Raw genomic sequence first — 22,558 nt, 5'->3', positions numbered from 1 at the left:
ATGGCCATGATCGCTAGCTCTAAAACCCAAAATCAGGGCAAAAACAACAAACAAAGCTCACAAACACACTGTTGAGTTCTCAAACAACACGCAGTTGGTTTTCGTCGCCAGAGCGCACTCAGCTCACTGTCAAACCTGTTGGCTTGTGTTGAGCGGACCGCTCCGACTGGGAACACCCACTCTACCACAACCGTGGGAGCTTGGTTCGTGTCCCCTCGCCTGGTAACCCGGGGCTTGCGACTCGGCCTTCCGGCTCCGTCTGCCCGGTCTCCCTGGCGACAAAGAGAAGATTACACCTCCGCGTAACCCCCGGAAACAGGGGGGTCGCTTTACTGCGAACCCCCTGGTCAGGGGCGGTTTCAGCCCGTCAGGCGCAGCCCGGCGAGGTTGCGCTTGCCGCGGCGCACCACGAGCCAGCCGTCGTGCAGGACGTCCGACGTCGACGCGCCCACGCCTCGTCGGTGATCTTCTGGTTGTTCACGTACGCACCGCCCTCCTTGACGGTGCGCCGGGCGGCTCCCTTGCTGTCGACGAGTCCGGTGGCGACGAGGACGTCGACGATCGTCGGACCGTCCGTCAACCGCACCTCCCCCTGCGGCACCTCCGCCAACGCGGCCCGCAGCGTCGGCTCGTCGAGCTCGCCGAGCTCGCCGCGGCCGAACAACGCCTGGCTCGCCGCGATGACCTGAGCCGTCTGGTCGGGTCCGTGCACGAGGTCGGTCAGCTCCTGCGCCAGCCGCCGCTGCCCGGCACGCGCGGCGGGACGCTCGACGGTCGCGGACTCCAGTTCGGCGATCTCGTCGCGATCGAGGAACGTCAGCAGCTTGAGATAGTCGACGACGCTCGCGTCGGGCAGGTTCAGGAAGTACTGGTACCAGGCGTACGGCGACGTCAGCTCCGGGTCGAGCCACACGTTGCCGCCGCCGGTCGACTTGCCGAGCTTGCGCCCCTCGGCATCGGTGACCAGCGGTGTCGTGATCGCGTGCACGTGCTCACCGTGCACCCTGCGCACGAGGTCGACGCCGGCGACGATGTTGCCCCACTGGTCGGAGCCGCCGATCTGCAGCCGCACCCCGTGCCGTTCGAACAGCTCCCGGTAGTCGGTCGCCTGCAGCAGCATGTAGCTGAACTCGGTGTAGGAGATGCCCTCGCCGTCGAGCCGGCGCTTGACGGTCTCGCGCGCCAGCATCGTGTTGACGGAGAAGTGCTTGCCGACGTCGCGCAGGAACGTGGGCACGTTCATCGCGCCCAGCCAGTCGAGGTTGTTGACCTCGATCGGCGGGACGTCGGCGTGCTCGAAGTCCACGAACCGGGCCAGCTGCCCGCGCAGGCGCTCGGCCCACTCGCGCACGGTGTCCTCGGAGTTCAACGTGCGCTCGCCGACGTCGCGCGGGTCGCCGATCAGCCCGGTGCCCCCGCCGGCCAGCAGCACCGGCCGGTGACCGGCGTTCTGCAGTCGACGCAGCACGAGCATCTGGACGAGGTGCCCGGCGTGCAGACTCGGCGCGGTCGGGTCGAAGCCGATGTACGCGGCCACGGGGCCGGTGTCGAGGTCGCGCCGCAGGGCGTCGAGATCGGTGGACTGGGTGATCAGTCCCCGCCAGGTCAACTCGTCAAGAATGTGCTCACTCACGCGCTCATTGTCCCCGGTCGCACTGCCGGCGACCGCGCAGGGCCGGTCGGTCAGCGGCGAGCCCGCGCGCCGCGGCGATAGGTGCTGACCGCGGGCGAGCCGTCGATCCAGAACCGCCACGGCACGTCCTGCGCGGCGGCCACGCCGACCCGCGGGCCGGTGCGGATCCGCTCGGCCGGCACGTCGTCGCCGCGGCACAGCCGCACCGGCGACTCGACGTCGGTGAGGTCGAGTCCGTTGTGGGCGGCGTCGAGGCCCAGGATCGACGTCAACACGGCGGGCCCCTTGGCGACCGCGCCGTTGCCCCGCGCCGTCGGACGCCGGGTCCGCGCCAGCTCCTGCCCCTCGAGCACCTCGCCGGCGCGAACGAGCACCGCGCCCGGTTTGCCGTCGGTCAGGCCGACGACGTTGGCGCAGAAGTGCATGCCGTACACGAAGTACACGTACAGGTGTCCGGCCGGACCCCACATGACGTCGTTGCGCGGGGTCCGGCCGCGGTAGCAGTGCGACGCGGGGTCGTCGAGACCGCGGTAGGCCTCCACCTCGGCGAGGCGCACCCGCACCGTGCCCTGGTCGGTGCGGGATTCGAGCACGCAGCCGAGCAACCACGGGGCGAGCGCGACCGGATCGACGGCCAGCTCGTCCCGGCCGACCACACCCACACCCTCGTCGATCATGCCCAGCAGCGTAACGGGGCGAGGCAAAGACGCCGTGAGCCTTGCGTCACGGCGCCTTGGGGGTTGCCCAGGCTCGGTGGGAGGCGGCGCGTTCGACGAGGCGGTCGCGCTGTTCGGCCACTCGGGCCGGGGCCGTACCGCCCTTCGCGTCGCGCGAGGACACCGACCCGGCGACGGTCAGCACCTCACGGACGTCCGGGGTGAGCTCCGGGTGGATCGTCGCGAGTTCGCTGTCGGTCAGCTCGTCGAGCCCGATTCCGCGTCCCTCGGCGACGCGGACGCACTCCCCCGCCGCCTCGTGGGCGCTGCGGAACGGGACGCCCTTGCGGACGAGCCACTCGGCGATGTCGGTGGCGAGCGTGAACCCGGCCGGCGCCAGTTCGGCCATCCGCTCGGTGTGGAACGTGAGCGTGCCGAGCATGCCGGCCAACGCCGGGAACAGCAGTTCCAGATGGGCGACCGAGTCGAAGACCGGCTCCTTGTCCTCCTGCAGGTCCCGGTTGTAGGCCAACGGCTGCGCCTTGAGCGTCGCCAACAGGCCCGACAGGTTGCCGATGAGCTTGCCCGCCTTGCCTCGGGTGAGTTCGGCGACGTCGGGGTTCTTCTTCTGCGGCATGATCGAACTGCCGGTCGCCCACGCGTCGTCGAGCGTGACGTAGCCGAACTCGGCGGTGTTCCAGAGGATGACCTCCTCGGCGATCCGCGACAGGTTCACCCCGAGCATGGCCACGGCGAAGGCGAACTCGGCGGCGAAATCGCGCGAGGCGGTGCCGTCGATCGAGTTGTCGACGCTGGCGGCGAAGCCGAGTTCGGCGGCGACCGCCTCGGGATCCAGGCCGAGCGACGATCCGGCGAGTGCGCCCGAACCGTACGGCGACTCGGCGGTGCGGGTGTCCCAGTCGCGCAGCCTGCCGACGTCGCGCAGCAGCGACTGCGCGTGCGCCAGCAGGTGGTGCGCCAGCAGCACGGGCTGGGCGTGCTGCAGGTGGGTGCGGCCGGGCAGCACGGCGTCCGGGTAGCGGTGCGCCTGCGCGACGAGCGCGTCGACGACGTCGAGGGTGCCCGTCACCACGCGCCGCGCGGCGTCGCGCAGCCACATCCGGAACAGGGTCGCGACCTGGTCGTTGCGCGAACGCCCTGCCCGCAGCTTGCCGCCGAGCTCGGGCCCGGCCCGTTCGAGCAGGCCGCGTTCGAGGGCGGTGTGCACGTCCTCGTCGGCGATCGTCGGGGTGAACGCGCCCGACGCGACGTCGTCGGCGAGCCGGTCCAACGCGGCCAGCATGTCGTCCAGTTCGGACTCCGACAGCAGGCCGGCGCGCTGGAGCACCCGCGCGTGCGCCCGCGAGCCCGCGATGTCGTACGGCGCGAGCACCCAGTCGAAATGCGTCGACGCCGACAGCGCGGCCATCGCCTCGGCCGGGCCGCTGGCGAACCGCCCACCCCACAGCTTCACGTTGTCGGCGGAGTCTCCGGTGTTCTCGCTCATCAGTCGGTCCCGTACTCCATCGCGGCCTCGTCGAGCGGCGTCGGGGTGTCGGTGGACACGCCCGAGGCCTCCGGGTTGTCGGTGATCCGGTCGGCGCCGCCGGAGGGCAGTTCGCCGAACAGCGTGCCGTTCTCGACGAGCACCTGGCCCTGGTCCAGCGGCTGCTCGGCGTAGAACTCGAGCTTGTGCCGCGAGTCGGCGATGTCGAGGTTGCGCATGGTCAGCTGGCCGATGCGGTCGACCGGGCCGAAGGCGGCGCCCTCGACGCGCTCCATGGACAGCCGCTCGGGGTGGTAGGAGAAGTTGGCGCCCTGCGTGTCGAGGATCGTGTAGTCCTCGCCGCGCCGCAGTCGCAGCGTGACCTCGCCGGTGACCAGCGACGAGATCCACCGCTGGATCGCCTCCCGCTGCATCAGCGCCTGCGGGTCCAACCAGCGGCCCTCGTACATCAGCCGGCCCAGCTTGCGGCCCTCGGTGTGGTAGTTCTCCACCGTGTCCTCGTTGTGGACGGCGTTGAGCAGCCGCTCGTAGGTGATCCACAGCAGTGCCATTCCGGGCGCTCGTAGATGCCGCGCGACTTGGCCTCGATGATGCGGTTCTCGATCTGGTCGGACATGCCGAGGCCGTGCCGGCCGCCGATCGTGTTGGCCTCCATCACCAGCGCGACCGGGTCGTCGAAGGTCTTGCCGTTGATCGCGACCGGACGTCCCGCCTCGAAGCGCACGGTGACGTCCTCGGTGGGGATCTCCACGGCCGGGTCCCAGAACCGCACACCCATGATCGGGTCGACGACCTCGAGGGAGACGTCGAGGTGCTCGAGGGTCTTGGCCTCGTGGGTGGCGCCCCAGATGTTGGCGTCCGTCGAGTAGGCCTTCTCGGCGGGGTCGCGGTAGGGCAGGCCGTGCTCGGTCAGCCACTCGCTCATCTCCTGCCGGCCGCCGAGCTCGCGGACGAAGTCCGGGTCCAGCCACGGCTTGTAGATGCGCAGGTCCGGGTTGGCCAGCAGGCCGTAGCGGTAGAACCGCTCGATGTCGTTGCCCTTGAACGTCGACCCGTCACCCCAGATGTCGACGCCGTCGGACTGCATCGCGCGCACCAGCATCGTGCCGGTGACGGCGCGGCCCAGCGGGGTGGTGTTGAAGTAGACGCGGCCGCCCGAGCGCAGGTGGAACGCACCGCACGCGAGCGCGGCGAGGCCCTCCTCCACGAGCTGCGGCTTGAGGTCGAGGATGCGGGCGATCTCGGCGCCGTACTCCTTGGCCCGGTCGGGCACGCCGGCGATGTCGTCCTCGTCGTACTGCCCGATGTCGGCGGTGTAGGTGCACGGGATGGCGCCCTTCTCCCGCATCCACGCCGCGGCCACCGACGTGTCGAGACCGCCCGAGAACGCGATGCCGACACGCTCCCCCTGGGGCAGGGACATCAGAACCTTGCTCATTGCTACTTCCTCACATCACGTCTGGAACTACTCGGGGGCTTGGCCGTCGGCCAGGTCGGTCAGCAGCCGGGCCAGTGCCGGGCCGCCGTTCGGGTCGCGGGCGATCACCATCAGCGTGTCGTCGCCGGCGATCGTGCCCAGCACCTCCGCCAGCGCGGCCCGGTCGATGGCACTGGCGAGGAACTGCGCCGCGCCGGGCGGGGTCCGCAGCACCGTGAGGTTGGCCGATCCCTCCGCCGACACCAGCAGTTCGCCCAGCAACCGCGACAGCCGGGACGTGCCACCCTGCACGCCCTTGACCGGGGCGCCGTCCTCGGGGATGACGTACACGGGCGCACCGGAGTCCGCGCCCCGCAGTTTCACGGCACCCAACTCGTCGAGGTCCCGGGACAACGTGGCCTGCGTGACCTCGACGCCCTCGGCGGCGAGCAGCTTGACGAGTTCCGTCTGGCTGCGGATGGCCATGCTGGACACGAGCTCGGCGATCCTCGCCTGTCGCGCGACCCGCGAGAGCGTCATCGTCGGGCCTCTCCCCGGCGCTCGGGGTCCATCAACCACGTCAGCAACGCCTTCTGCGCGTGCAGTCGGTTCTCCGCCTCGTCCCACACCGCGCTGGCCGGACCGTCGATCACCTCGTCGGTGATCTCCCACCCGCGGTGCGCGGGCAGGTCGTGCAGCACGATGGCGTCCTTGCCGGTGCGGGCCAGCAGGTCGCTGTTCACCTGGTACGGGCGGAACGGGGCGACGCGGTCCTTGCCGTCGTTCTCCTGTCCCATGGACGTCCACGAGTCGGTCGTGACGACGTCCGCACCGTCGACGGCGGCATGCGGATCGGTCAGGACCGTCGCGCTGCCACCGGTCTCGGCGGCGCGCTTGTGCACGGCGTCGAGGATCCACGGCAGCGGGTGGAACCCCTCGGGCGCCGCGATGCGCACGTGCAGGCCCGCGGTGACGCCGCCGAGCAGCAGCGAGTGCGCCATGTTGTTGCCGCCGTCGCCGAGGTAGGTCAACGTCTGGCCGGCCAACCTGCCGGTGCGCTGCCGCACTGTCTGCAGGTCGGCGAGGATCTGGCACGGGTGGAACTCGTCGGTGAGCGCGTTGACCACCGGCACCTCCGACACCGAGGCGAGCTTGTCGATGCGCGCCTGCGCGAAGGTGCGCCACACGACGGCGTCGACGTAGCGGGCCAGCACCCTGGCGGTGTCCTCGATCGTCTCCTCGCGCCCGAGCTGCATGCTTCGCCCGTCGACGACCACCGGATGGCCGCGCAGCTGGGCGATGCCGACCTCGAACGAGAACCGCGTGCGGGTCGAGTTCTTCTCGAAGATCACGGCGACGGCCTTGGGGCCCGCGAGCTGGTCGCCGTAGGGCTGGGCCTTGAACGCGTCGGCGAGGTCGAGGATCTCGGTCTGCTCGGCGGGCGTCAGGTCGTCGTCCCGGAGGAAATGGCGTGGCATGTCAGTCCTTCACGGTGGCCGGCTCGCCGGCCGACTCGGTGGGCGCGGATGTGGTGGGCGCGGTGGTCGCGGGCTCTGTGGCTTGCTCGGGCTCGGCGGCCTGCTCGGCGGCGATTTCTTCGGCGGCTGCTTCTTCGCGGGCACCGTCGAGCAGCTCCGGCAGGGCGGCGACGAGTGCGTCGGCCTGGTCGCGGGTGGCGATCAACGGCGGTGCGAGGCGGAGCACGTCGGGCTGGATCGGGTTCACGAGGAACCCGGACCGCTGCGCCGCGGCCGCGGTCCTCGCCGCGATCGGCGTGGTCAGCTGCACGCCGAGCAGCACGCCGCGACCACGCACGTGGTCGACGAGCGAGTGGCCGAGTCCCTCGATCCCGGACGACAGATGCGCGCCGAGCGCCGTGACGTGGTCGAGCAGCCCGTCGGCGGCGATCGTGTCGAGCACGGCGAGCGCCGCCGCGCAGCACACCGGGTTGCCGCCGAACGTCGTGCCGTGCTGGCCGGGTTCGAACAGCTCGGCCGCCGGTCCGAACGCCAGGCAGGCACCGAGCGGCAGTCCGCCTCCGAGTCCCTTGGCGAGCGTGACGATGTCCGGGGTGATGCCGGCCTGCTGGAAGCCGAACCAGCTGCCGAGCCGGCCGATACCGGTCTGGACCTCGTCGACGACGAGCAGCGCGCCGTGGGCGCTGGTGATCTCGCGCGCGGCGGCCAGGTACCCCTCGGGCGGCACGACGACGCCGTTCTCGCCCTGCACGGGTTCGACGACGAACGCGGCGGTGTCGTCGTCGATCGCCGCCTCGAGCGCGGTGACGTCGCCGTACGGGATGTGCTCCACCCCGGGCACCAGCGGTTCGAACGGGGCGCGCTTGCCGGGCTGGCCGGTCAGCGCGAGCGACCCCATCGTGCGGCCGTGGAAGCCGCCGTCGGTGGCGACGACCTTCGTGCGCCCAGTCCGGCGGGTCAACTTGAACGCCGTCTCGTTGGCCTCGGCGCCGGAGTTGCAGAACAGCGCCCGGCCGCCGTCGATCCCGGACAGAGCGAGCAGCCGCTCGGCCAGCGTCAACGCGGGATCGTTGAGGTACAGATTGGACGTGTGGCCGATCGTCGAGACCTGGCGGGTCACGGCGTCGACGACGGCGGGGTGCGCGTGGCCGAGCGCGTTCACCGCGATACCGGTGAGGAAGTCGACGTAGCTGTTGCCGTCGGCGTCCCACACCACGGCACCCGCGCCGCGCACGAGGGACAGCTGTGGAGTGCCGTAGTTGTTCATCATCACGGCCTGCCACCGCTGCTGGTGGTCCTGATTGGACATCACGACTCCTCCTTCGCCGTCGTGTCGGCGTCGGGCATGACCATCGTCCCGATGCCGCGTTCGGTGAAGACCTCGAGCAGCACCGAGTGCGGGATGCGGCCGTCGATCACGTGCGCCCTGCGGACACCGCCGCGGATGCCGCGCACGCACGCCTCCATCTTCGGGATCATGCCGCTGGCCAGGCCGGGCAACATCGCCTCCAACCGGCTGACGCCGATCCGGTCGATGAGCGACGAGCGGTCCGGCCAGTTTGCGTAGAGCCCCTCGACGTCGGTGAGCACCACGAGCTTCTCCGCGCCGAGCGCTGCGGCCAGCGCGCCCGCCGCGGTGTCGGCGTTGACGTTGTGCACCACACCGTCGGCGTCGGGGGCGACGGTCGACACGACCGGGATGCGCCCGGCGTTGACGATGTCCTGCACCGCATCCGGGTTGACCCCGGCGACCTCGCCGACGAGTCCGATGTCGACACTCGCACCGTCCACGGTGGCCTGTTTGCGCTCGGCCGTGAACAGGCGCGCGTCCTCGCCCGAGATGCCCACCGCGTAGGGACCGTGGGCGTTGATCAGGCCCACGAGCTCCCGGCTGACCTGGCCGACGAGGACCATCCGCACGACGTCCATCGTCTCCGGGGTCGTCACCCGCAGACCGCCCTTGAACTCGCCCTCGATGCCGAGCCGGTCGAGCATCGCGTTGATCTGCGGACCGCCGCCGTGCACGACCACCGGATGCACACCGGCCAGCCGCAGGAACACCATGTCCTCGGCGAACGCGCGCTTGAGCTCGTCGTCGACCATCGCGTTGCCGCCGTACTTGACGACCACGGTCGCACCGTGGAACCGCTGCAGCCACGGCAGCGCCTCGATCAGCACGCCCGCCTTCTCGCTCGCCGTCGCGAGCCGTTCGTCGGCCGGGACGAGGGATTCGGGATCGCTCATGTCGAGTACGCCGAGTTCTCGTGCACGTAGGCGTGCGTCAGGTCGTTGGTCCAGATCGTGGCCGACTCGGAGCCGGCCTTGAGGTCGACGGTGACCGAGACCGCGCGCTCGGCCAGGTCGACCAGGTCGCGCGACTCGCCCGGCTGGCCGCCGCGGCAGATCCACACGCCGTTCATCGCGACGTCCAGTTCGGACGGTTCGAACGCGGCATCGGTGGTGCCGACCGAGGCGAGGATGCGGCCCCAGTTCGGGTCCTTGCCGTACACGGCTGCCTTGAACAGGTTGCTCCTGGCGATCGACCGACCGACGTTCACCGCGTCCGATTCGGACGCCGCGCCGCGCACCTCGATCGCGATGTCGTGATCCGCGCCCTCGGCGTCGGTCAGCAGCTGCTGGGCCAGGTCGTGGCACACCTCGGTCAACGCCGCGGTGAACTCCGCCTCGTCGGCGGCCACGCCCGACGCGCCGCCGGCCATGAGCAGCACCGTGTCGTTGGTGGACATGCAGCCGTCCGAGTCGAGCCGGTCGAACGTCACCCGCGTCGCCGCGCGCAACGCACGGTCGGCCGCCGCCGCGTCCAGCTCGGCGTCGGTCGTGATCACCACGAGCATCGTCGCCAACGCCGGCGCCAACATGCCCGCGCCCTTGGCCATGCCGCCGACAGTCCAGCCGCCCGCCGAACGCACCGACTCCTTGGTCCGCGTGTCCGTCGTCATGATCGCCTCGGCCGCGTCGGCCCCGCCGTCGGCGGACAACGCCTGCACCGACCGTTCGATCCCGTCGGTCAGCTTGTCCCGCTGCAGCTGCTCGCCGATCAGGCCCGTCGAGCACACGACCACGTCGATCGCGCCGAGCCCCAACCGCTCCGCGACCAGCTCCGCACTCGCGTGCGTGGTCTGGAAACCCTCCGGCCCGGTGTAGCAGTTCGCCCCGCCCGAGTTCAGCACCACGGCCTTCGCCCGGCCGTCCGCGGTCACCTGCTCGCTCCACAACACGGGATTGGCCTTGCACCGGTTGCTCGTATACACACACGCGGCCACATCGGACGGACCGTCGTTGACCACCAGCGCCACATCGGGCTTACCACTGGCCTTCAGCCCCGCCGTGACCCCGGACGCCCGGAATCCCTTCGGCGCCGTAATGCTCATGGCGCGACCCCCGTCATCGGCAGCCCGGCCGTCTCGTCGAGACCGAGCGCCAGGTTCATGGACTGGACGGCACCACCCGCGGTGCCCTTGGTGAGGTTGTCGATCGCGGCGACGACCACGAGCCGGCCGGCACCCTCGTCGACCGACACCTGCAGCTGCACCATGTTCGAGCCGACGGTCGCCGCGGTCGTCGGCCACTGCCCCTCGGGAAGCAGCTGCACGAACGGTTCGTCGGCGTAGGCCTTCTCGTACACGGCGCGCACGCTCGAGGCGTACCCGGTCAACGGTGCGCTCGCGGTGGTGAGGATGCCACGCGGCATCGGCGCCAGCACCGGGGTGAACGACACCGTCACCCGCTCCCCCGCGACAGCGCTGAGGTTCTGGATGAACTCCGGCGTGTGCCGATGCGCACCCGCGACGCCGTAGGCGCTGGCGTTGCCCATCACCTCCGAGCCCAGCAGATGCGGTTTGAGGCTCTTGCCCGCACCGGACGCGCCCGTGACCGAGACGATCGTGACGTCGGAGCCCACGAGGCCCGCGGCCACGGCGGGAGCCAGCGCGAGCGAACCGCCGGTCGGGAAGCAGCCGGGAACGGCGACGCGCGTGGCACCGCGCAGGCGTTCGCGGCCACCCGGCAGCTCCGGCAGGCCGTACGGCCACGTGCCCGCGTGCTGCCCGCCGTACCACCGCTGCCAGTCGGCCTCGTCGTCAGCCGGTGGTCGGCGCCCAGGTCGACGACCAGGACATCCGGACCGAGCTGCTCGGCGATCGCGGCGGAATGTCCGTGCGGCAGCGCCAGGAACACGACGTCGTGCCCGGCGAGCGTCTCGGCGGACGTATCGGCCACGACGCGGTCGGCCAGCGGGGTCAGCTGGGGTTGCGTCTGCCCCAGCGGGGTACCCGCACTGCTGGCGGCGGTCAACGCGCCGATCTCGACGTCGGGATGCGCGAGCAGCAGGCGGAGCAGCTCACCCCCGGCGTATCCGGTGGCCCCGGCCACCGCAACCTTCACCGTCATACGAATGATTATGCATGACTGTGCAAGCTCAATACAAACGCCCCGTCATCAACGCCACCACCAGGTGAACGAGAAAGCTCCCGAGGGCCCCATGGTCGCGTTGAGTGCAACTACGGGGCCCTCGGGAGCAGTTGCCGGAGGTCAGGCGCGGAGGGTGGCGCCGAACTGGTCGGCGACGGCGGCGACGGCCGCGTCGCGGGCCTCGGTGGCCTCCTCGACGGTCAGCGTGCGGTCGTCGGCGCGGAAGCGCAGCTTGTAGGCCAGCGACCGCCTGCCCTCCCCGACCTGCTCACCGGTGTAGAGGTCGAACAACGTGACGTCCTCGAGCAGTTCGCCGCCACCGGAGCGCAGCGCCTCGGCCACCGACGCCGACGGCACGCCGGCATCGACGACCAACGCGACGTCGAGCAGCACCGGCGGGAACGCCGAGATCGACGGCGCCGGCTTCACCTCGCGCAGCGGCAGGGCGTCCAGGTCGAGTTCCATGGCGACCGTGCGCGCGGGCAGTTCCAGCGCCTCGAGCACCTTCGGGTGCAGTTCGCCGGCGTGCCCGACGGTCTCGCCGTCGGCGATCAGCCGCGCGCAACGGCCGGGGTGCCACGGCAGCCGGTCGTCGGCCTCGACGTCCAGGTCGACCCTCGCGGCCTGCGCGACCAGCCGCGCGGCCTGGATCGCGTCGGCCCAACCGGCCTGTTCGCCCTTGCCCCACCAGCCGTCGCGTAGCCGCCGACCGGCGAGCACCACGGCCACGTGCCGCGGCTGGTGCGGCACGGCGCCCTCGAGCGCGGCCAGCTGCTCGTCGTCGGGGCGACCGTCGACGCCGGGGTCGGGTGCGGCGCCTGCCGCGTCACCCGGCAGGACAACCTGTCCGATGTGGAACAACGACACGTCGCGCGAACCCCGGGAGATGTTGCGCTGCAGCATCTCCAGCAGACCGGGCAGCAGCGTCGTCGTCAGCCGGTTCTTGTCGGCCTCGAGCGGGTTGCGGATCTGCACCGTGCGGCGCCGCTCGTCGTCGGCGGGCAGGGCGAAGTCGTCCCACACCGATTCGGACACGAACGGGAACGGCAGCACCTCGACGTAACCGGCCTCGGCGAGCGAGCGCGACACGGCACGTTCCCTGCGCTGCGCCTCGCTCAGACCGCGACCGGCCGGGGCCGGCGGCAACTCCGACGGGATGCTGTCGTAGCCCTCGAGCCGCAGCACCTCCTCGACGAGGTCGGCAGGCTGCACCAGGTCGGTGCGCCAGCTCGGCGGCACGGCGCTGACGAGCGTCGTGCCGTCGTCGGCGGTGTCGATCGAGACCTTGCAGCCGATCTGCGTGAGCCGCCCGACGGTCACGCCGCGCTCGTAGCGGACGCCGGCGACCTTGTCGGGCAGGTTGATCGGCATCGTGACCGCGGGCATCGGCGTCGGCTCGCCGACGACCGTGCGACCGGGCTGGATGCTGCCGTCGCCGTACTGGCGCAGCAGCTTGGCGGCCCGCTCGACGGCGGCCTCGCACAGCTGTGGGTCGGTGAAGCGCTCGAACCGCTTCGCCGCCTCGGAGAACAGCTTGTGCCGACGCGCGGTCCGGCTGATCGACGCCGGGTCCCAGTGCGCCGCCTCCAACAGGACGTCGGCGGACTCGGCGCTGATCTCGGTCGTCGCACCGCCCATCGTGCCGGCGAGCGACACGACACCGGTGTCGTCGGCGATCACCACGTCGTCCGGGTCGAGCGTGCGCTCGACGTCGTCGAGGGTCGTGAGCGTCTCGCCCTCGGTGGCCCGGCGGACGACGAGGTCGCCCTTGACCGAACCGGTGTCGAAGGCGTGCAGCGGGTGGCCCAGTTCGAGCATCACGTAGTTGGTGACGTCGACGGCCAGCGAGATCGACCGCATGCCCGCGAGCAGGAGCCTGCGCCGGATCCACCACGGCGTCGGCGCCCCCGCGTCCAGGCCGGTCACCCTGCGCAGCACGAAACGCGGGCAGCCTCGGGGTCCTCGACCCGCACCGGCCACGCCTCGCCCTCGGGTTCGGGCACGTCCAGCTTCGCCGGGTCGCCGAACGGCACGTTCAGCGCGCACGACAGCTCCCGCGCCAGACCGCGGATGGACAGCGTGTAGCCACGGTCCGGGGTCGGCGTCAGCTCGAGCACCGTGTCGTCGAGGTCGAGGATCTCGCGCGCGTCGTCGCCCGGGTCGGCGGTTCCGGGCGGCAGCACGAGGATCCCGGAGTGGTCCTCGCCGACGCCCAGTTCCTTGGCCGAGCAGATCATGCCCTCGCTGACCCGGCCGTAGGTCTTCCGCGCGCTGATCGCGAAGTCGCCCGGCAGCACGGCGCCCGGCAACGCGACGACCACCAGGTCGCCCTCGGCGAAGTTCTGCGCGCCGCAGACGATGCCGTTGGTGCGCGGCTTCGGCAGCCCTTCCTCGAGCTCGTCGTCGGCGCCCTCGTCGTCGGTGTCGTCGGCGTCCTCGGCGTCCGCGTCGGCATCCGAGTCGCCGGCCTCCGCGGCTTCAGCCTCGTCAGCGCCGTCGGCCTCGGCGGCCGCGGCGTCCTCCGCCGCATCCGCGTCGGCGTCGGCGGAGTCCTCGGAGCCGCCGATCTCGACGCGGCAGTAGCGGATCGGCTTCTTGAACTCCGTGAGCTCCTCGATCTCGGCGACCCTGCCCACCACGAGCGGCCCGGTGACGTTGCCGACCTGCTCGACGCCCTCGACCTCGACGCCGAGGTTCACGAACGCTTCGACGAGGGTGTCGGGCGTGACGTCGTCGTCGAGCTCGAGGTGCTCGGTCAGCCAGCTGACGGGGACTCGCACTACGCCTCCTTGGTGCCGCGGTGCGGATGCATGGGATTGCCGGGGTACGGGCGCGCGTTCATCAGGTTTCCGTCCCGAACGGCACCGTGAAGCGGACGTCGCCCTCGACCATGTCGCGCATGTCGGGGATGCCGTTGCGGAACATCAGGGTCCGCTCGAGACCCATGCCGAACGCGAAGCCGGAGTACACCTCCGGGTCGACGCCGCAGGCGCGCAGCACGTTCGGGTTGACCATGCCGCAGCCGCCCCATTCGACCCAGCCGGCGCCACCCTTCTTCTCCGGGAACCACACGTCGACCTCGGCCGACGGCTCGGTGAAGGGGAAGAAGTGCGGGCGGAACCGTGTGCCGGACTCCTCGCCGAAAATCGCCCTGGCGAACGCGTCGAGGGTGCCGCGCAGGTGCGCCATCGTCAGCCCCTTGTCCACGGCCAGGCCTTCGACCTGGTGGAACACGGGCGTGTGCGTCGAGTCGAGCTCGTCGGTGCGGAACGTGCGGCCCGGGCACACGATGTACACGGGCAGGTCGCGGTGCAGCAGCGTGCGCGCCTGCACGGGCGACGTGTGGGTGCGCAGCACCAGGTTGGAGTCGTCCTCGCCGGCGTAGAACGTGTCGGCGAGCTGACGCGCCGGGTGGTCCTTGCCGAAGTTGAGCGCGTCGAAGTTGAACCACTCGGCCTCGAGCTCGGGCCCCTCGGCGACCTCGTAGCCCATGCCGACGAACACGTCGGAGACGCGCTCGGCGATGGTCGTCACGGGGTGGCGGGCGCCGCGCGGGATCCGATCCCAGGGCAGCGTGACGTCGACGGCCTCGTCGCGGAGCACGCGCTCGTCGCGTTCGGTCTTGAGCACCGCCAGCCGCTCGTCGTAGGCGGTCTGCACGGACTGGCGCGCCTCGTTGACGCGCTTGCCCGCGTCGGCCTTCTCGGTCTTGGGCAGCGATCCGATCGCGCGCTTGGCCAGCGGCACGGGCGCTGGTCGCCGAGGTGGGCGGGCTTGACCGCGGCCAGTTCGTCGAGGTCACCCGCCGCGGCGAAGGCCTGCTCAGCCGCGACGACCGCCGCCTGCAACGTCTCGGGGGCGAGCGCCTCGGGCCCGCCTGAGGACTGTTTATCGCTGGCTTCGGACATGTCTCCTCGGCGTGGAGCTGGTGAGGTCTGCAGTGCACTGGCGCCGGGGCGTGACATCCCCGTAAGACGCTTAATCGGATTCTAGGCGACCGGTCCCGTTCGACCGGCGGTCACCCTCGGTCAGCGATCAGCCGCGGACGATGCGGGCGTAGAGGCACACGGCGGCGGCGGTGGCGAGGTTGAGGCTCTCGGCCTGGCCGTGGACGGGCACGCGGACGGCCTCGTCGGCGGCCTCGACCACCTCGGCCGGCAGACCGTGGGCCTCGTTGCCGAACACCCACGCGATCGGGCCGTCGAGGTCGACGTCGGTGAGGTCGCGCTCGGCGTAACCGTCGGTGGCCAGCGTGCGCAGGCCCGCGTCCCGGCAGGCTGCCAGCGTCGCGGACACGTCCCGCTCCCGCGCGACGGGAACGTGGAACAGGCTGCCGGTGGAGGCGCGGACGCACTTGCCGTTGTGCACGTCGACGGCGTCGCCGGCGAACACGACGCGTCGGCCCCCGCGGCGTCGGCGACGCGCAGCACCGTCCCGGCGTTGCCGGGGTCGGCGATGCCGCACAGCACGGCGACCAGGCGCGGAGCGCCGGCCAGCGCGTCGGCCAGCGAGGTCGTCACGGTGTCGCACACGGCGACGATCCCCTGCGGGGACACCGTTTCCGACAGCAGCTCGGCCGCCCTGCGGTCGATGTGGGACACCGCGGCCCGCTCGGCGGCCTCGGCGACGAGGTCGGCATGCCGTTCGGCGGCGGCCTCGGTGACGAACAGCTCGTGCACCCGGCCGTGCCGCAGGGCCTCCCGGACGGCCTGGGCGCCCTCGGCGAGGAAGCGCCCGGACTCGTCACGACCGGACCTGGTCGTCAACCGCCGCGCAGCAACGACCCGGGGCGTCTTGTGTGTGAACACGGTGACTGCCCCGGGTCGTGTGGCGCGCGAGCTCAGGCCGACTTCTTCTCGTCGGTGTTGACGTTCTGCTTGGCCACCTCGACCAGAGCGGCGAACGCCTCGGCGTCGTTGACGGCGAGTTCCGCGAGGATCTTGCGGTCGACCTCGACACCGGCGGCCTTCAGGCCCTGGATGAGCCGGTTGTAGGTGATGCCGTTCTGCCGGGCGGCCGCGTTGATGCGGGTGATCCACAGCTGGCGGAAGTCACCCTTGCGGGCACGACGGTCCCGGTACGAGTACTGGAACGAGTGGAGCGTCTGCTCCTTGGCCTTGCGGTACAACCGCGAACGCTGACCGCGGTAACCGCTGGCCATGTCGAGAGTTGCGCGACGCTTCTTCTGGGCGTTCACCGCCCGCTTGACGCGTGCCACGAATCCATCCTGTCGTTCGGGGGGCGCGTTGGCGCCCCGGGCTTACGGCGAGTGCGAGGAGGTCAGCGACCGAGGAGCCGCTTGACGCGGGGCACGTCGGAAGCGGCGACCTCGGTCGTGCCCTCGAGGCGGCGGGTGAGCTTGCTGGCCTTGTGCTCCATCAGGTGCCGGCGGCCGACACGCTGGCGGCGGAGCTTGCCACTGCCCGTCACGCGGATGCGCTTGGCCGTCCCCTTGTGCGTCTTGTTCTTCGGCATTCTTCCCTCTTTCGAACGGCAGCACACCGGCTCGCGGCGTGCTGCACACGTTGCCCTCCGTCCGGTGCCGCGAGGCACCGGAACGGGCGGCCATCATTCGCGCCGAGTCAGGACTCGGCGCCCTCGCTTCCTTCGTCGCCTTCGACTTCGCCTTGGGGTTCTTGTGCGGCGCCAGCACCATGATCATGTTGCGGCCGTCCTGCTTCGCCTTCGACTCGATGAAGCCGAGGTCGGCGACGTCGTCCGCCAACTTCTCCAACAGGCGGAACCCGAGTTCCGGCCGGGACTGCTCACGGCCGCGGAACATGATCGTGACCTTGACCTTGTTGCCCTGAGCGAGGAAGCGGGACACGTGCCCCTTCTTCGTCTCGTAGTCGTGCTGGTCGATCTTCGGGCGCAGCTTCTGTTCCTTGATGACGGTCAGCTGCTGGTTGCGGCGCGATTCGCGAGCCTTCTGCGCGGACTCGTACTTGAACTTTCCGAAGTCCATGAGTTTGGCTACCGGCGGCCGCGCCTGCGGGGCCACCTCGACGAGGTCGAGGTCCGCCTCCTCGGCGAGTCGCAGCGCGTCCTCGATGCGGACGATGCGACCTGCTCGCCGTTCGGCCCCACGAGGCGTACCTCGGGGACACGGATGCGCTCATTGATGCGCGTCTCGGAGCTGATGGGGCCTCCTTGGTCCAAGTGTCGCTAGTGTTCGTTCGACCCTGGTGCCCACTGTGCCCACATACCACGGGCCCCGGACACCGGTACGCTGAGTACCTCGGTGCGGGGCCCATCAATCCGATCATCCTGCAGCATGGCTGCGAGGCGTTCCGCCGGCATCCATGTCGATGAATGCTGCGGGACCGGACCCGGCCGCCTGACGTACGGCGGCGACTCGGGTGGGAGCGGGGCTCCACTTGCGGCCCCCGATGGCTCGGGAGCTGGTCGCACATGGAAGGGTACCAGACGTGGTCGACGACTCTTTCAACGCACCGGACGCCAACGATAATCCGGCCGACGGGGTGCGCGATCTGCACGACATCCCGAGCGTCGAGGTGATCAGCCGCGCGGCCGTGATGCTGCTGTCCGCCGCGGCCGAGCGACTGGGCCTGTCCGACGAGGAGCCCGAGAACAGTCCCCGGCGCGACCTCGACGAGGCCCGCAGGCTCATCACCGCGCTCGCCGGCCTGGTGACCTCGTCCGCGGAGTACCTCGGCGTGCACGCCGCTCCCCTGCGCGACGGACTGCAGTCCCTCCAGAAGGCCTTCCGCGAGGCCTCCGCCGTCCCCGACGCCCCCGGCCAGGGCCCCGGCGAGAAGTACACCGGCCCCGTCGCCTGACCCCCGCTTTGGTGCTCCCGAGGGCCCACAGTCGCGTTCAACACTGCCGCGCGCCGGCGCGTCGATGAGGGGTGGTGGTCGGGCGACGGGCGGGCGCAACCATGGGGCCCTTGGGAGCGTTCAGTCGAGGACGGCCAGGGCGTCGATCTCGACGAGGAAGCCCGGTGGGAGGCCGACGTAGACGGTGGTGCGGGCGGGCAGTTGCTCGGCCGGCACGGCTTCGTCGAGGACGGCGTTGTAGACCTCGTTCATGTCGCCGAAGTGGTCCGGGTCGGTGAGGTAGACGCGCAGCATGACGACGTCGGCCAGGCTCGCCCCGGCCTCGTCGAGGATCGCCGCGATGTTCGCGAGCACCTGACGGGTCTGCGCGCCCACCCCGCCCGGGACGGCGCCGCTCTCTGCGGCCGCCGGGTCGATGCCGACCTGCCCGGCCACCTGGACGATGTTGCCCTTGCGCCGCGCCTGCGAGTAGTTGGCGACGGGCTGCGGCGCCCGCTCGGTGCTGATCCGTGTCATGGTCGGCCAGCGTAGGAGATCGAACGCGCCCGGACCCGCCCGTCAGGCGTTGCGGGACATGGCCGTGTAGCGCACCTCGGGTCGGCCGACGCTGCCGTAGTGCGGTTTGCGTTCGGCGAGGCCGTTGTCGGCGAGGTATTCGAGGTAGCGCCGCGCGGTGACCCTGGCGACACCGGTCGCGTCCGCCACCGCGGCCGCCGACAGACCGTCGCCGTCGTGCCCGCCCCCGTCGGCGGCGAGCACGGCGCTGATCGCATCCAGCGTCTCGCCGCTCATTCCCTTCGGCAACGACGCACGGTCGGTGGTGCGCAGTGTCGCCAGCATGCGGTCTACGTCGGCCTGTCCGCCGACCTCGCCTGACCTGGCGACGCTGTCGCGGAATCGCGCGTAGCTCTGCAGTTTGTCGCGCAACGTCGCGAACGTGAACGGTTTGAGCAGGTACTGCACCACGCCGGCCGACACGGCCGCCCGCACGACACCGAGATCGCGCGCCGAGGTGACGGCCAGGACGTCGACGGTGTTGCCCTCCGCGTGCAGCGTGCGGCACACCGCCAGGCCGTGCGTGTCGGGCAGGTAGAAGTCGAGCAGCACGAGATCCACCGGGTGAGCTCGGCAGAACCGCACCGCCTCGGCGCCGGAATGCACGACCCCGGCGACGGTGAACCCGGCCACGCGCTCGACGTACTCCCGATGGGCGTCGGCCGCGACGGGATCGTCCTCGACCACCAGCACCGCAATCATCCTGATCCCTACCCTACTGCCGGGCCGGCGGCCCGATCCTGGTCGGCACCGCCGTCGCCGCGCGCCGGCAGTCGCACGGTGAAGACCGCGCCGTCGTCGCCGTCGACCTCGACGCTGCCGTGGTAGCGCCGCACGGTCTGCCCGACGAGCGCGAGGCCCAGACCTCGCCCGCCGGCGGCCCCGCCCGGTTTGGTCGACCAGCCCCGCCGGAAGATCCCCGGCAGCGCGTCGGCGGCGATCCCGCGACCACTGTCGGCGACCCGCAGCACCAACTCGCCGGCACCGTCACCCGAGTCGGCGGCCGGCTCGGCACCGTCCACCCGGACGGTGACGGCGACCCGCGGCGCGCGGGTCGCCGCGTTCTCGATCGCCGCGTCGACGGCGTTGTCGATCAGGTTGCCGAGAATGGTGATCAGGTCCCGGGGCGCCACGTCGGAGGCTCGGTCGTCCATCGAGCTGTCCGGGGTGAGCGTCAGCTCGGCGCCGCGTTCGGCCGCCTCGCTCGACTTCCCGAGCAGCAGCGCGGCGAGCACCGGTTCGGCCACGGCGCCGACGACCCGGTCGGTGAGCTGCTGGGCGGTCTCCAGTTCGGCGGTCGCCAGTTCCACCGCCTGCTCGCCCTTGCCGAGCTCGACGAGGGAGACCACGGCGTGCAGCCGGTTGGCCGATTCGTGGGCCTGCGAGCGGAGCGATTCGGCGAAGCCGCGCACGGTGTCGAGCTCGCCGGTGAGCGACTGCAGATCCGTGTGGTCGCGCAACGTCACGACGTTGCCCATCTCGCCGTCGCGCGCCTGCACCGGTGCGGAGTTCACCAGCAGCACGCGGGTGTCGGTCACGTGGAGTTCGTCGGTGCACGGCTCGCGGGAGGTCATGGTCTGCTCGAGGTCGGCGGCGAGGTCGAGCTCGAGCAGCGGGGTGCCCGCGGGGTCGCCGGTCAGCCCGAGCAGCTCGAGCGCCGCGTCGTTGCACAGCACGACGCGGCCGTCGCGGCCGACGAGGACCAGGCCTTCGCGCACCGAATGCAGGATCGCCTCGTAGTACTCGAACATCGACGACAGTTCGGCCGGCGCGACCCCGCGGGTCTGCCGGCTCAGCCGCCTGCTCACCAGGTAGCTGCCGACGCCGCCGACCACGAGTACGCCGACCGCGACGATCGCGACGACACCCAGCCGGCTCGTCAGCTCGTCGGAGATGGCCTCGACGGTGATACCGACGGACACGAGGGCGACCACGGCGCCGTCCCCCTCGCCGCGCACGGGCGCGACCGCCCGCACCGACGGCCCCAACGTTCCGGTGTAGGTCTCGGTGAACATCCGCCCCTCGAGGGCGGGCCGGATCGTGCCGATGAACGCCTCGCCGATGCGCTCGGGGTCGGGATGCGTGTAGCGGGTCCGATCGGTGCCCATGACCGTGATGAAGTCGATGCCCGTGTCGGCGCGGACCCGGCTCGCGTACGGCTGCAGCACCTCGCTCGGATTCGGGTCCTGCACGGCGGACCGGACATCGGGCGAATCGGCCAACGTCGCCGCAACGGACATGACCTCTTCGGCCGCTTTGTCCTTTGCGGCCTGTGACGCGTCCACATAGGCCAGTCCCGCACCGGTCACGACGAGCACCGTCACGACGACGAACTGCAACACCAGCAGTTGTCGCGCAACGCTCCAATTCCGGCCGTCACCGGACGTCGACCCGAGGCATTCGGAAGTACCCGCACCGATCCATCACACCACACGCCCGCCGACCGAAATGAACACAAGGTGGACGTCGCCGATACCGCGCGCCGATAGTCATCCGGAATCTGGCGGTACCCCGCACTCGACTCCCGCGATCGCTCGACATCGAACGGTCCGCGAGTCCGTGCGGTCGCACCGCAGGCGACTTTTCCGTGAGGAGGCAACGTTGCCCGAACAATCGACGACGTCCACCGCGTCGACTCCGGAACCACCGGAGCCACCCGGCTCCCCGGCGACCGGACACCGCGACAAGATGCATTACCTGTACATCGCGGTGATCGCCGCGGTGGTGGCGGGCATTCTCGTCGGCTTCGCGTTCCCCGATTTCGCAACCAATCTGAAGCCGCTCGGCGAGGGTTTCGTCGACCTGATCAAGATGATGATCAGTCCGATCATCTTCTGCACGATCGTGCTCGGCATCGGGTCGGTCGCGAAAGCGGCGAGCGTCGGCAAGGTCGGCGTGATGGCCATCAGCTACTTCCTGGTGATGTCGACGTTCGCGCTCGGAATCGGGCTGATCGTCGGGAATGTCCTGCACCCCGGCGAGGGCATGCACCTGAGCCAGGACGCGGTGTCCGAGGTGCAGAGCCAGGCCTCCGAGGGCAACGAGAGCACCGTCGACTTCCTGCTCGGCATCATCCCGGACACGATGGTGTCGGCGTTCACGAACGAGGCGGTGCTGCAGACGCTGCTCGTGGCCCTGTTGGCCGGGTTCGCCCTGCAGAAGATGGGCGAGACGGGCAAGCCGATCCTGCGCGGCATCGAGCACATCCAGCGCCTGGTGTTCCGCATCCTCGCCATGATCATGTGGGTCGCACCGGTCGGCGCGTTCGGCGCGATCGCCGCCGTCGTCGGAGAAACCGGATGGGATGCCCTGCGTAGCCTCGCCGTCATCATGATCGGCTTCTACGTCACGTGCCTGGTGTTCGTGTTCGCCGTCCTCGGCACGGTCCTGTGGTTCGGCGCGCGGGTGAACATCTTCACGCTGCTGGCCTATCTCGGCCGTGAGTTCCTGCTGATCGTGTCGACGTCCTCGTCGGAGTCGGCGCTGCCGAGGCTGATCGCGAAGATGGAGCACCTCGGTGTATCCAAACCGGTCGTGGGCATCACCGTGCCGACGGGCTATTCGTTCAACCTCGACGGCACCGCGATCTACCTGACGATGGCGACCTTGTTCATCGCCACCGCACAGGGCAGTCCGCTGTCGATCGGTGAGCAGATCTCGTTGCTGGTCTTCATGATCATCGCCTCGAAGGGGGCGGCGGGCGTGTCCGGCGCCGGTATCGCGACCCTCGCGGGCGGTCTGCAGTCGCACCGGCCCGAGCTGGTCGACGGCGTGGGCTTCATCCTCGGCATCGACCGGTTCATGTCGGAGGCGCGGGCGCTGACGAACTTCGCCGGCAACGCCGTGGCGACCGTCCTCATCGGATCGCTGACCGGGCAGTTGAATCGCGACCAGCTGCACCGCGTACTCACCAAGCAGGATCCGTTCAACGAGGCCACCCTCGTCGACGACGGCCACGGCCCCGACCCCGACGGAGCCGTGGGTACCGACGCCGATACCGACCGGCGTCGCCGCGCCGGCCACGGCCGGCTGAGGTGCCGTGTGGTGTCGTCACCGCCGGTCCGTCGGCGAGTGACCGACC

The 22,558-nt window shown here is 70.7% G+C and carries 14 protein-coding genes and 7 pseudogenes; 2 read left to right on the top strand and 19 right to left on the bottom strand.

Features of this window, described 5'->3' with window-relative positions:
* Window positions 1-359 precede the first annotated feature (359 nt).
* The 16 genes and pseudogenes from tyrS to infC form a co-directional block, all read right to left on the bottom strand.
* A pseudogene (tyrS, locus tag BJF85_RS20505) lies at window positions 360-1,633 on the bottom strand (tyrosine--tRNA ligase).
* Window positions 1,634-1,683: 50 nt separating this feature from the next.
* Complete coding sequence (locus tag BJF85_RS20500) at window positions 1,684-2,310, bottom strand: DNA-3-methyladenine glycosylase (RefSeq protein ID WP_075849694.1); 627 nt, start codon at window positions 2,308-2,310, stop codon at window positions 1,684-1,686.
* A gap of 46 nt (window positions 2,311-2,356) precedes the next feature.
* A complete protein-coding gene (gene argH, locus BJF85_RS20495; protein WP_075849695.1) occupies window positions 2,357-3,763 on the bottom strand; it encodes an argininosuccinate lyase in 1,407 nt (468 codons plus the stop codon).
* 32 nt (window positions 3,764-3,795) lie between these two features.
* Window positions 3,796-5,234 (bottom strand): annotated as a pseudogene (argG, locus tag BJF85_RS20490) (argininosuccinate synthase).
* 27 nt (window positions 5,235-5,261) lie between these two features.
* Window positions 5,262-5,753 (bottom strand): arginine repressor, encoded by a 492-nt coding sequence (locus tag BJF85_RS20485; RefSeq protein WP_075849693.1) that lies wholly within the window; start codon window positions 5,751-5,753, stop codon window positions 5,262-5,264.
* Window positions 5,750-6,691, bottom strand: a complete 942-nt coding sequence (gene argF, locus BJF85_RS20480; protein WP_075849692.1) for an ornithine carbamoyltransferase — start codon at window positions 6,689-6,691, stop codon at window positions 5,750-5,752. The genes BJF85_RS20485 and argF overlap by 4 nt, the downstream gene beginning before the upstream one ends.
* Window position 6,692: 1 nt before the next feature.
* Window positions 6,693-8,000: an acetylornithine transaminase gene (locus tag BJF85_RS20475; RefSeq protein ID WP_083666582.1), complete on the bottom strand. Its 1,308-nt coding sequence runs from the start codon at window positions 7,998-8,000 to the stop codon at window positions 6,693-6,695.
* Window positions 8,000-8,935 carry an acetylglutamate kinase gene (gene argB / locus BJF85_RS20470; RefSeq protein WP_075849691.1) on the bottom strand — a complete coding sequence of 312 codons (936 nt, stop codon included), beginning with the start codon at window positions 8,933-8,935 and terminating at the stop codon, window positions 8,000-8,002. The genes BJF85_RS20475 and argB overlap by 1 nt, the downstream gene beginning before the upstream one ends.
* Complete coding sequence (gene argJ / locus BJF85_RS20465) at window positions 8,932-10,083, bottom strand: bifunctional glutamate N-acetyltransferase/amino-acid acetyltransferase ArgJ (protein ID WP_075849690.1); 1,152 nt, start codon at window positions 10,081-10,083, stop codon at window positions 8,932-8,934. The genes argB and argJ overlap by 4 nt, the downstream gene beginning before the upstream one ends.
* A pseudogene (gene argC, locus BJF85_RS20460) lies at window positions 10,080-11,101 on the bottom strand (N-acetyl-gamma-glutamyl-phosphate reductase). Before argC ends, argJ begins: the two are co-directional and overlap by 4 nt.
* 141 nt (window positions 11,102-11,242) lie before the next feature.
* Window positions 11,243-13,902: pseudogene (gene pheT / locus BJF85_RS20455) on the bottom strand (phenylalanine--tRNA ligase subunit beta).
* 61 nt (window positions 13,903-13,963) lie between these two features.
* Window positions 13,964-15,030, bottom strand: a pseudogene (gene pheS / locus BJF85_RS20450) (phenylalanine--tRNA ligase subunit alpha).
* Window positions 15,031-15,157: 127 nt separating this feature from the next.
* Window positions 15,158-15,801, bottom strand: a pseudogene (locus tag BJF85_RS20445) (TrmH family RNA methyltransferase).
* A gap of 161 nt (window positions 15,802-15,962) precedes the next feature.
* Window positions 15,963-16,340 carry a 50S ribosomal protein L20 gene (gene rplT / locus BJF85_RS20440; RefSeq protein WP_075849689.1) on the bottom strand — a complete coding sequence of 126 codons (378 nt, stop codon included), beginning with the start codon at window positions 16,338-16,340 and terminating at the stop codon, window positions 15,963-15,965.
* Window positions 16,341-16,402: 62 nt separating this feature from the next.
* On the bottom strand, window positions 16,403-16,597 hold the full coding sequence (gene rpmI, locus BJF85_RS20435) for a 50S ribosomal protein L35 (protein WP_075849688.1): 195 nt from the start codon (window positions 16,595-16,597) through the stop codon (window positions 16,403-16,405).
* Between the two features lie 124 nt (window positions 16,598-16,721).
* Window positions 16,722-17,281, bottom strand: a pseudogene (gene infC, locus BJF85_RS20430) (translation initiation factor IF-3); the annotation flags it as partial.
* A 269-nt stretch (window positions 17,282-17,550) separates the two neighbouring features.
* On the opposite strand from infC, the gene BJF85_RS20425 reads away from it, so the two are divergent.
* Window positions 17,551-17,922: a DUF1844 domain-containing protein gene (locus BJF85_RS20425; protein ID WP_187346944.1), complete on the top strand. Its 372-nt coding sequence runs from the start codon at window positions 17,551-17,553 to the stop codon at window positions 17,920-17,922.
* Between the two features lie 120 nt (window positions 17,923-18,042).
* Here the strand turns inward: BJF85_RS20425 and BJF85_RS20420 are convergent, their stop codons facing one another.
* From BJF85_RS20420 to BJF85_RS20410, 3 genes are read right to left on the bottom strand one after another with little or no spacing between them, the layout of a single operon-like run.
* On the bottom strand, window positions 18,043-18,438 hold the full coding sequence (locus BJF85_RS20420; protein ID WP_075849686.1) for a RidA family protein: 396 nt from the start codon (window positions 18,436-18,438) through the stop codon (window positions 18,043-18,045).
* A 42-nt stretch (window positions 18,439-18,480) separates the two neighbouring features.
* Window positions 18,481-19,179 carry a response regulator gene (locus tag BJF85_RS20415; protein WP_075849685.1) on the bottom strand — a complete coding sequence of 233 codons (699 nt, stop codon included), beginning with the start codon at window positions 19,177-19,179 and terminating at the stop codon, window positions 18,481-18,483.
* 8 nt (window positions 19,180-19,187) lie between these two features.
* Entirely contained in the window at window positions 19,188-20,825 is a 1,638-nt protein-coding gene (locus BJF85_RS20410; protein ID WP_083666581.1) for a sensor histidine kinase, read from the bottom strand.
* Window positions 20,826-21,165: 340 nt separating this feature from the next.
* Between BJF85_RS20410 and BJF85_RS20405 the strand changes: the two genes are divergently transcribed.
* A partial coding sequence (locus tag BJF85_RS20405) for a cation:dicarboxylate symporter family transporter (RefSeq protein ID WP_139320752.1) occupies window positions 21,166-22,558 on the top strand: 1,393 nt, incomplete at its 3' end.

The sequence above is a fragment of the Saccharomonospora sp. CUA-673 genome, from assembly GCF_001942305.1.
GTDB lineage: Bacteria > Actinomycetota > Actinomycetes > Mycobacteriales > Pseudonocardiaceae > Prauserella.
This window is presented reverse-complemented; position numbering and strand designations above follow the sequence as displayed.

Bases quoted from the DNA above. Each gene is read 5' to 3' on its own strand.
- BJF85_RS20500 (WP_075849694.1), bottom strand. From the start codon at position 2,310: ATGATCGACGAGGGTGTGGGTGTGGTCGGCCGGGACGAGCTGGCCGTC.
- BJF85_RS20485 (WP_075849693.1), bottom strand. From the start codon at position 5,753: ATGACGCTCTCGCGGGTCGCGCGACAGGCGAGGATCGCCGAGCTCGTG.
- argF (WP_075849692.1), bottom strand. From the start codon at position 6,691: ATGCCACGCCATTTCCTCCGGGACGACGACCTGACGCCCGCCGAGCAG.
- BJF85_RS20475 (WP_083666582.1), bottom strand. From the start codon at position 8,000: ATGTCCAATCAGGACCACCAGCAGCGGTGGCAGGCCGTGATGATGAAC.
- argB (WP_075849691.1), bottom strand. From the start codon at position 8,935: ATGAGCGATCCCGAATCCCTCGTCCCGGCCGACGAACGGCTCGCGACG.
- argJ (WP_075849690.1), bottom strand. From the start codon at position 10,083: ATGAGCATTACGGCGCCGAAGGGATTCCGGGCGTCCGGGGTCACGGCG.
- rpmI (WP_075849688.1), bottom strand. From the start codon at position 16,597: ATGCCGAAGAACAAGACGCACAAGGGGACGGCCAAGCGCATCCGCGTG.
- BJF85_RS20420 (WP_075849686.1), bottom strand. From the start codon at position 18,438: ATGACACGGATCAGCACCGAGCGGGCGCCGCAGCCCGTCGCCAACTAC.
- BJF85_RS20415 (WP_075849685.1), bottom strand. From the start codon at position 19,179: ATGATTGCGGTGCTGGTGGTCGAGGACGATCCCGTCGCGGCCGACGCC.